Here is an 8,163-nt window from a genome sequence, read left to right on the forward strand (position 1 = left end):
ACAGAGTGACCAAAACCCGGCCCGGGGGGTCAATTTTCAACCGGTGCCAGGGGGTCAATTTTCAGGCGGTGTTGACACCACCGACCGGGAATGGGCCTACGTGGCGATGAGCCGCGGACGGCAAACCAACACCCTCTACCTCACCAACGTCGGACCGGCTGATGAACAGTGCGCCCACCTCACCCACCAAGGTCGCTCCGATGCCCTCGATCGCCTCACCGCTTCGCTCAACCGCGCCTCGGCCCAGATCGCCGCCATCGACCATGCCGGACCGGCACCCACCGATGACATTGACCCGTTGGGTCCGCCCCCACCCAGCACAGATGTCGCTGCTCGGGTCGCCTGGCAGATCGCCAAACGCCGGATCCAAACGGACGAAACCGAACGGCAGGCACCCGGCTTCGACCTTGCTGTTGGCCGCTGATCGCAACCACGGAACGTGACAACTCAGTATCTGGGATCAGATCGATATTGCCGGCTATGAGCGAAAGGGAGTGCTCGCTATCGCTCGGGGCGGCGCGTGATCTGTGCGCCGGTGCCAATCGTGGACCGATGGCAGCGGGTCGGAGGATGGATTCCAGGATCCTCGCAGCGGGGTGCGGTACTCGACACCAGTGCGGCCTCGGCCCGTTCAAGAGGAAGGAGAGCTAGCTAGGTGGCTCTCCGTTTCCCGGCCTCTCCGTACTCACGCCGCGTGCACGGCTATCGGGCGATCTATGGGTGGACGTTTTCCGACGGTCTCGGTTACCGCGACCGACAGCATTTGTGGTGGGGCGGGTGACCCAAGCGGCGACAGCGGCGGTACTGAGGAGGATACCGATGGTGATGGCGAACCAATCGGGTCCCTCATTGAGGCTGCGCCCTTTTTCGAGGACGGTCAGAGATTCGACTTCGAGATAGGACTCGCCCTGTCTCTCCGGGTCGTGGTATCTCCAGATGCCCGCGACTCGTACGATCGGTCCTCGGGAGTGATAGCCGCCAGGATCATCGAGAGAGTCGGTCAGGGCAGTGGGCATCCGTATCCCGATGCCCTGGTTGGCTCCGACCGGAGGGCCACCCTCGACTATCGGCTCGTAGACGTATACATCGCCATTCAGTTGTGTCCATGTCCAGCCGTCGTCGCGATGGCCGTAATCGCCTATCAGCTCACCTGACACCGCCACTTCCTGGCCGGCCAGGTCGGCGCCCATCTCGATCAGATCGGAAACAGTGACTTCACTGGCGGCCAATGCGGCATGAGGAACGAGAATGAGAGCTGTAGCCATGACCGCGACTCGTAGGCGTCGCATTACTTCCCCCTTGCCCACGAGTAGAGGAACCCGAGTAGAGAGAACATGGCGACGAACTCCAGGCGACCAGCCCACATTTGCGTCATGTACACCAGTTCCAGAAGCACCGGCATCGATGGGTTGGTGACACCTACCGACAAGCCTACGTTGGCGGAAGCGCTGACAGACTCGAAAAGAGCAGCCTGTAGCGGGATTCCATAGGCGAGACCAATCCCGGCTCCCAGCAGGTAGAGCGCCACATATAGGAGCGACACGATCATGACGGATTGGGCGAGGCTTGGGGTCAGATGCTTCCGCCCGGCTTGGCTGTAGGCGCTGCTGACCACGGCATGCTCTGGGAGCAGGACCTGTTTGATCTGGGTGAAGACCGTCTTGATGGTCAGTCCGATCCTGAGGGACTTGACGCCGCCCGCGGTCGACGACCCCATGCCACCCAAAGCCATCGCGATGGCCATGCCCCCGAAGGCGAGGCCGCCCCATTGTGAGAGTTCGGTGGTCGAGATAGTGGAAAAACCGGTTCCGGTATGGGCGGAGAGGATCTGAAAAAGGCCCTGTCGGGTCAGGCCAGCCACCGCGGTGAAGGCCCCGGTGACCGCCAGACCGATCATTGTGAGCAACAGTGTGAACCCGAACGTGGAGAGGATGGTGCGGGTTTCGAGGTTGGCGAAGACAGCTCGGCGCGGGCCGCGCCACAGCGAATAGTGAACTCCGAACGACATTGCCCCAGCGACCATCAGGACGGAGGCCAATCCCTCGAAGATTGCAGAGTGGTAATAGCCAATGCTGGTCGATTGCGGTGAGAAACCTCCTGTGTCGAAGCCGGCGAAGAACGTCATCAACCCGTGGAAGACGGCGCGGTCCGGATCGAACCCGAGCACCAGCCATCCGACAAGGCCGAGCGCGGCAACACCGAAGACCAGGTGCACGACGGATACGGCCCAGATGAATCTCGCCGTAGAGGTGACCGAGGGGAGGACGCGCTCGTCTCTTCCCTCACCGAAATAGAGGGGGATCCCTCCGGTTCCGGCGAAGACCGATAGTGCTGCCACGATGATGCCCTGCCCACCCAGGAATTGGAGAAGGTGTCGCCAGAAGTTGAGCGAAGGCGCAAGGTGGTCCACATCACTGAGCAGTGACAAGCCGGTTGTGGTTAGTCCGGAGACTGCGTCGAAGAGAGCGTCGAGGGGCCTGCCGAAGTGGCCGGACAGCAGCAGCGGAACGGAACCGATGACAGGTACGATCAACCAGGTGAGGGCTACGACCACCATGCCTTGGCTCCAGTCGAGCTTCCGCACCTCCGGGGCGTTCCTGATCCCGATGACGCCGAAAAGGGCGAACAGTCCGACCGTTACGAGAAACGAGCCAAACGGATTCCACTCTCGTCCTAGAGCCGCCCACGTGAGTGGTAACAGGCCGACGGCGGCGACGATGAGAAAGATCCGGCCCATGTAGAAGGCGATGGTTCGAAAGTCTTCTGCGACGGGTCGGATCAGCATGTCACAAGAAGGCCAGAACTATGACCGCGACGATCCATGCTGCCGCGGCGACCACTGCTACGATCAAGGTCTCGATGGCGAACATCGCGAGGCCCCCGGCCAAACCGGTGATGCTCATCCATTTTCGGTTCCTCGACGAATCCGTCACAGCTGGCCCTCTTTCGGATGGCCTAATACGGATCGCACCTCGTCCTCGAGTTCCATGCTGCTCACCGCGGTCACCCGATCACCCGGCTTGAGGTGTGTGGAGGCGATCGGGATCGCCACCTCGTCGCCGCTGCCCACGGTGATGAGGAGAGATCCCTTGGGCAATCGGATCTCGGCTAGGGGCCGCTCCGTGAAATCCGAGGGAAGGTCGATCTCGTACACCGAGAACCTCCCCCTCCCGAGCACCGCGATGCGGTTTAGAGCAGATACTTCCACCTCACGTGAGATCAATCCCGCCATCATGTCGGTCACGGCCACCACCGGGACATCGAGCGCTTCGAACGTTGGGCGATTCAACGGAGCGTTGAGCCTCGCCAGAACATGCTGAGCGCCAAGGGTGAGGGCGAGCTGGCATGCCATCAGGTTGACCTCGTCGCGCCCTGTGACTGCAAGCACCCAATCGGCTCGGTGGACGTCAGCAGCCTTGAGTAGGTATGCGTCGCTACCATCGCCCTCCAGGACCAGTGCTTTGGAGTCGTCGGTGAGGGCTTCGGCGCGCCCGCGACGCTCCTCGATCACTGTGACGATGTGACCCGCCTCGTGGAGTTCGCGAGCAAGGAACGATCCCACCTTGCCACCCCCTATGACGATGATCCTCACTGTTGACCCTCCTTGACGGCGAGATACCCGCGGATCTTGTTTCGTGCCCCACTTCGAGCAGCCGCCACCACGAGATCACCCTCGGCGAGGACGAAGCCGCCGTCGGGGATGACGGTGGAGTGCGCCCGGTATACCGCCGCCACCCGTAGATCGTTCGGCAGTTCGAAGGCCTCCACAGGCAGGCCTGCCCCTTCGGGACCGATGGTTACCTCGACCACCTCGACGTCGCCTCTCGGGAAAGTCACGTGGAAGCTGAACTCCTCACGGACAATCTGCTCGTGGATCACCTTCGACGTGAGCTTGGCCCCTGGAACGAACGGGACGTTCAGTGCGCGGTAGTCCTCCTCGCGGGCCGGGTCGTCGAGACGGGCGATTGCTGTCGGGACTCCGAACACCCGTTTGGCGACCTGAACCGCCATTGCGTTGGCGTTGTCAGAGTTGGTTGCGGCAACGAACGCATCGGCATACTCGATCCCGGCGTTGCGTAACACCCGCACGTCGTATGCAAGCCCCTCGTGCGTGATTCCGTTGAACGTTGAGCCGAGACGGTCGAAGATGCCGGGCCGGTCATCTATCACCGACACGTCGTGTCCCTCCTCGGCCAGGGTGAGAGCAAGGTCACTTCCGACCCGGCCACATCCCGCGATAACGATTCGCATTTGTTCCCCCTATCGGGTCTTGGTCACGGACTGGTTCACGGCGGTGTCCCTGACGAGCGTGAGGGGGAGTTGGCCCGGAGTGTTTGGTCGCCATTCGTTGCGCAGGAATACATGGGCCAGCGCCTCTTCATCGGGGAGGTGAGCCGGTCCCAGGTATTCATGCAAGATGCCGCTCACCCGGTAGCGAACGCCGATTCTCAGATCCTTGGGAAGACGTGAACGTTTCTCGACATCGGGACACCGCCAATCTGCGCCGGGGGCTTTCATCGCTTCCATACCAACGTTCTACCCCGCCTCGCCACCTGCCGATCGGTCTTGACGGGGTCCTAACGCATCCTTATCGATTCTTGACGGTCTGATAACGCCGTCCAGGGAATCCTCGAAAACTGCAGCTTCGCTGACGGCGTTAGGGTTGGACCATGAATAGAGGCAGGTTGCGCGTCTTTCTCGGAGCCGCTCCCGGCGTGGGCAAGACGTTTGCCATGCTGGAAGAGGGGCTTCGCCTCCACGGTGAGGGCCGAGACGTCGTCATCGGGTTCGTCGAGCCCCATGGTCGGGCTGAGATAACCGATCTCGCAGACGACCTCGAGAAGGTCACCCCCAAACGAACCGGTCACCGCCAAGCCAAGCTCGAGGAGATGGATGTTAACGCTATTCTCGCCCGAGAGCCCCAGATCGTCCTGGTCGATGAGCTGGCCCACACCAATCTTTCCGGGTCACGGCATAAGAAGCGGTGGCTCGATGTCGAGACCCTCCTCGACGCCGGCATCGACGTACTGACCACCCTCAATATCCAACATCTGGAAACCCTCAACGACGTCATCTTCGAGATCACCGGAGTCCACGAACGCGAGACCATCCCCGACGAGGTAGTGCGTCAGGCAGACGAGATCGAACTCATCGATTTGCCACAGGAAGGCATCCGGGGGCGTTTGAAGGCGGGGAGGATCTTCCCGGCTGACGAAATCGATGCTGCACTCGCCAACTACTTCCGTCCCGGTAACCTGTCGGCCCTACGAGGGCTGGCGCTGTCGTGGACTGCGGACCGCGTTGATGAAACTCTGACCGACTACCGAGACATCCATCAAATAGACCGGCCGTGGGAGACCAGGGAGCGCATCGTGGTGGCTCTTGGCGGAGTGTGGGGAGCTGACGTCGTCATTCGGAGGGCGGCCCGCACATCGATGCGTTCTCGTGCTGAGCTGCACGGTGTGTATGTCCGTCCCACCGACAGGCGCGCCACCGAAGACGACCCATACCTTCCTGCCCAACGGAAACTCCTCGAGAGTCTCGGAGGGCGCTATCACGAGGTGGTCGGCGACAGCTTCGCCGAAGCTCTTCTTTCCTTCGCAAAAGCAGAAAATGCCACCCAGCTCGTCGTGGGAATGTCCCGACGGTCGAGTTTCGTGGAGAGGATTCGAGGGTCACCCTTCATGCGGGTAATCCGGCAGTCGGGTGCGATCGATGTGCACGTGATTCCGCTCGAGGCGACCCATCGGCCCCGTATCCGTCGCCTCAACCGGCCCGGTGCCCTCGGCGTGAGGCGTCGTTTGACGGCGTGGCTGCTAACCGCTGCCGGCCTACCGCTGCTGACACTGCTCCTTCTGTCCCTCGGCGACCGGATCGCCCTCGAAAACGTTCTGCTCGTCTATCTGCTGGCGGCAGTAGGAGTCGGAGTGATCGGAGGCGCCTTCCCCGCCGTGATCTGCGCCGGTACGGGGTTTCTTCTCGCCAATTGGTATTTCACGCCTCCCTTTTGGACCTGGAAGATCGACGACGCCGGCCATCTGTTCTCCCTCTTCGCCTTTCTCCTGGTCGCTTCCGCGGTTGGCCTTCTGGTAGGAAATGCCACAAGGCGTAGCGCCGAGGCCCGAAAGGCTCGCGCCCACGCCGAGGCTTTGGCCGCCACCGCCGACTATCCGGTGTTCGGGCCCAGCGCTTCGGGGATGACTAGGCGCATTCGGGACGTTTTCGCCCTCAACGCAGCAGCTGTCCTCCGCCGATCCGATAATGCCTGGGAAACATTGGCAGCCGTAGGTGTATCCGAACTGCGCCGACCGGAGGATGCCGGCGAGGTGATCCCTCTCACAGATGACACAGTACTGGCGCTCAGTGGCGGCAGCCTCACCGGAGATGATCGGAGGGTGCTGCGGGCCTTCGCCGCACAGATGGCGCAGGCCTTAGAGCGAGAGAAGCTCGAGCGAGAAGCGGCGACGGTCGATGCGATGGCCGAAACTGACCGGCTGCGCACCTCACTGCTGAACGCCGTGTCCCACGATCTCCGGACCCCGCTGGCAACGATAAAGGCGTCTGTCACCAGTCTGCTAGAGACCAAGGTGGCCTGGTCGGCCGATCAGACACAGGCCTTTCTCGAGGCCATCCTCGAGGAAACCGAGCGCCTCAATCGAGTAGTTGGCCGGCTCCTCGATGCCAGCCGGATACAGGTGGGAGCGGTCCACGTGTTCGTTCTCCCCGTCGGCCTCGACGAGATCATCTCATCGGCACTTCCAGGTTTAGGCAACGGACGTGACCGCGTTCTGGTCGAGATCCCGGAATCTTTACCCCAAGTCCTGACCGATCCCGCGCTGTTGGAACGGGCGGTCGCCAACCTGATAGAGAACGCCCTCACCTGGTCACCGTCCGAGCAATACGTTCGGGTAACCGCAGGGGAGGTGGCCGGGCGAGTAGACCTACGGATCATCGACCGAGGCCCGGGAATCCCACCCAACGACAGGGAGATGATCTTTCAGCCGTTCCAACGACTTGGCGACTCCTCGAGCGGGAGCGGTGTTGGTCTTGGTATGGCAGTGGCCCGAGGATTCCTCGAGGCAATGGGAAACGAGTTGTCAATCGAAGACACGCCAGGAGGTGGAACCACGATGGTGATCGGCTTCAAGCTGGATCCACCCATAGAAGGGCGGCCGGTGGCTATCGCTCGAGAAGAGCAACCATGACTCAGGTAGCTCGTATCCTCGTTGTAGACGATGAGCCTCAGATAGTGCGTGCCCTCACCGTCAATCTCGAAGCAATCGGCTACAAAGTCGATTCCGCCGGAACCGGAGAGGACGCTCTGAAGAAGGCAGCCGACCATCGACCCGACGCCGTGATTCTCGACCTCGGACTTCCAGGTATCGACGGAGTGGAGGTGATCCGTGGGTTGCGAGGGTGGACGAAAGTACCGATCATCGTGCTTTCCGTGAGGGAAGAGGAACGCGACAAAATTGCCGCCCTCGACGCCGGAGCCGACGACTACGTCACCAAGCCATTCGGAATGGGCGAATTGGTCGCCCGATTGCGGGCTGCCCTCCGGCGGGCCTTCGACAGCAACCACACCACGCCGGTCGTCGTCACCCCCACCTTCACTATCGACCTTGCCGCCAAACGTGTCACCCGACCCGACGGAGAAGAAATCCGGCTCACCCCGACCGAGTGGGGGATAGTCGAGGTTCTTGCGTTGCACCAAGGGTTGCTTGTCAGTCAGGTCCAGCTCCTCAAGGAAGTGTGGGGACCCGACTACGGAGAGGAAACCAACTACCTCCGAGTATTCATAGCCCAACTGCGTCGCAAACTCGAACCCGAGCCCAGCACCCCACGCTACTTCATCACTGAACCGGGAATGGGCTACCGTTTCGAAGTCGAGGCCGGATCCTGAACCATCCAAACCACATCTCTGAGAGAGATAAGTGCTGGTGGGTTTCACCGATGGTGTCGCCACGGCACGACGACGGGCAGACGAGATCGGAAACGGCCCCCTCGATGCAATGCTTCACTGACAAGCGCACGAGATCGCCCTGATATCGCGGAATAACGCCCTTTTCGCCTACCCGTCCGCTATCGATGCCTGTTTGGTTGTCAAGGGGGTTTTTGGGCGCGTTGGTGCCGCTCGGCCGTGACCGAGGTGATCGTGGGGTG

At 61.6% G+C, this 8,163-nt stretch carries 8 protein-coding genes; 4 read left to right on the plus strand and 4 right to left on the minus strand.

The genetic code is table 11. The features are described from left to right. The coding region (locus P1T08_17560; GenBank protein MDF1597890.1) for a hypothetical protein at window positions 1-424 on the plus strand (424 nt) is incomplete at its 5' end. A 292-nt stretch (window positions 425-716) separates the two neighbouring features. After that, a complete protein-coding gene (locus P1T08_17565; GenBank protein MDF1597891.1) occupies window positions 717-1,154 on the plus strand; it encodes a hypothetical protein in 438 nt (145 codons plus the stop codon). Window positions 1,155-1,288: 134 nt separating this feature from the next. Here the strand turns inward: P1T08_17565 and P1T08_17570 are convergent, their stop codons facing one another. From P1T08_17570 to P1T08_17585, 4 genes are all read right to left on the minus strand, one after another. Continuing rightward, window positions 1,289-2,785, minus strand: coding sequence for a potassium transporter TrkG (locus tag P1T08_17570; protein MDF1597892.1), 1,497 nt, complete (start codon window positions 2,783-2,785; stop codon window positions 1,289-1,291). A 144-nt stretch (window positions 2,786-2,929) separates the two neighbouring features. Further along, window positions 2,930-3,592 carry an NAD-binding protein gene (locus tag P1T08_17575; protein ID MDF1597893.1) on the minus strand — a complete coding sequence of 221 codons (663 nt, stop codon included), beginning with the start codon at window positions 3,590-3,592 and terminating at the stop codon, window positions 2,930-2,932. Further along, the gene (locus tag P1T08_17580; protein ID MDF1597894.1) at window positions 3,589-4,251 is read right to left on the minus strand and encodes an NAD-binding protein; all 663 of its coding nucleotides are present in this window, start codon (window positions 4,249-4,251) and stop codon (window positions 3,589-3,591) included. The genes P1T08_17575 and P1T08_17580 overlap by 4 nt, the downstream gene beginning before the upstream one ends. A gap of 9 nt (window positions 4,252-4,260) precedes the next feature. Beyond that, the gene (locus P1T08_17585) at window positions 4,261-4,527 is read right to left on the minus strand and encodes a hypothetical protein (GenBank protein ID MDF1597895.1); all 267 of its coding nucleotides are present in this window, start codon (window positions 4,525-4,527) and stop codon (window positions 4,261-4,263) included. A 143-nt stretch (window positions 4,528-4,670) separates the two neighbouring features. Between P1T08_17585 and P1T08_17590 the strand changes: the two genes are divergently transcribed. Beyond that, window positions 4,671-7,205, plus strand: a complete 2,535-nt coding sequence (locus P1T08_17590) for a DUF4118 domain-containing protein (GenBank protein ID MDF1597896.1) — start codon at window positions 4,671-4,673, stop codon at window positions 7,203-7,205. Beyond that, on the plus strand, window positions 7,202-7,903 hold the full coding sequence (locus P1T08_17595; protein ID MDF1597897.1) for a response regulator: 702 nt from the start codon (window positions 7,202-7,204) through the stop codon (window positions 7,901-7,903). Before P1T08_17590 ends, P1T08_17595 begins: the two co-directional genes overlap by 4 nt. The last annotated feature ends 260 nt before the right edge of the window (window positions 7,904-8,163 follow it).

The sequence above is a fragment of the Acidimicrobiia bacterium genome (genome assembly GCA_029210695.1).
In the GTDB taxonomy this organism is placed as follows: Bacteria; Actinomycetota; Acidimicrobiia; order Spongiisociales; family JAHEDJ01; genus JAHEDJ01.